Source organism: Sphingomonas asaccharolytica NBRC 15499 (genome assembly GCF_001598355.1).
GTDB lineage: Bacteria > Pseudomonadota > Alphaproteobacteria > Sphingomonadales > Sphingomonadaceae > Sphingomonas > Sphingomonas asaccharolytica.
Window position 1 is genome coordinate 1 of record NZ_BCYU01000177.1, and the last position, 1,191, is coordinate 1,191.

General features: G+C 63.6%; 1 protein-coding gene. It reads left to right on the forward strand.

Annotation, left to right across the window (positions count from 1 at the left end):
• Positions 1-193 precede the first annotated feature (193 nt).
• The gene (locus tag SAS01S_RS21955; RefSeq protein ID WP_066813384.1) at positions 194-1,117 is read left to right on the forward strand and encodes an ABC transporter ATP-binding protein; all 924 of its coding nucleotides are present in this window, start codon (positions 194-196) and stop codon (positions 1,115-1,117) included.
• The last annotated feature ends 74 nt before the right edge of the window (positions 1,118-1,191 follow it).

Here is a 1,191-nt window from a genome sequence, read left to right on the forward strand (position 1 = left end):
TGGTGGAGGGGGCGGGCCCCAAGCGATGTAGGTGTGGAGGGCCCCCTCCACCACTCGCTACGCGAGCGCGCTGGGGCGAGATCGTGTCCCCCGGACACGATCTTGGTTCGCCGGGGGCGAACCAAAGCCCCAACGCCCTCCCCGTGCCGGGGAGGAATTGCGATTGCGCCTCCGCAGTCCTAAGTCCGCCACCATGACCGACGCCGCGATCGTAATCGACCAGCTTTGCAAGACCTATGCGGGGGGCAAGCAAGCCCTGGACGGCGTCAGTTTCGAGGTGCCGCGCGGGTCGGTGTTCGGGCTGCTCGGGCCGAATGGCGCGGGCAAGTCGACACTGATCAACATCCTTGCCGGGCTGGTCAACAAGACCGGCGGCAAGGCGGAGATCTGGGGGTTCGACATCGACGAGCATCCGCGCAACGCCAAATATTCGATCGGCATCGTCAATCAGGAGATCACCTTCGATCCCTTCTTCACCCCGCTCGAGACGCTGGAGATCACCGCCGGCCTGTACGGCGTGCCCAAGAACAAGCGCATCTCGATGGAATTGCTCCGCGCGGTGCATCTCGAGGACAAGGCCAAGGCCTATTCGCGGACCCTGTCGGGCGGCATGAAGCGCCGGTTGATGGTGGCCAAGGCGATGGTCCATTCGCCGCCCGTTTTGGTGCTCGACGAGCCGACCGCGGGGGTCGATGTCGAATTGCGCCAGCAGCTCTGGGCCTATGTCCGCCAGCTCAACGAGCGCGGCGTGACGATCGTGCTGACGACGCATTATCTCGAGGAAGCCGAGCAATTGTGCGATCGCATCGCGATCATCAATCACGGCAAGGTGATCGCCAACGAGCCGACCCGCGAGTTGGTCGGCAGGGCGCAGGAAAAGGTGGTCGAAGTGACTGTCGATCGCGACATCGCCGTGACGCCGCAGGCGAGCTGCTTCCAGAAAGTCGAGCTGAAGGGCGATCGCGTACTCGAAATCACCTATCGCAAGGACCTCGCCAATGCCGGCCAGGTGCTCGACGCTGTGCAAAAGGGCGGATTCGCGATCATCGATGTGTCGACCAAGGAGCCCGATCTGGAGGATGTGTTCCTCAACCTGACGCGGGCGTCGAATGCTTAGCCCTTCCTAGCCCCTCCCCTTGAGGGGAGGGGTTGGGGTGGGGGATGCCTCGCAGAGAATTTCGCCTGGGGCAC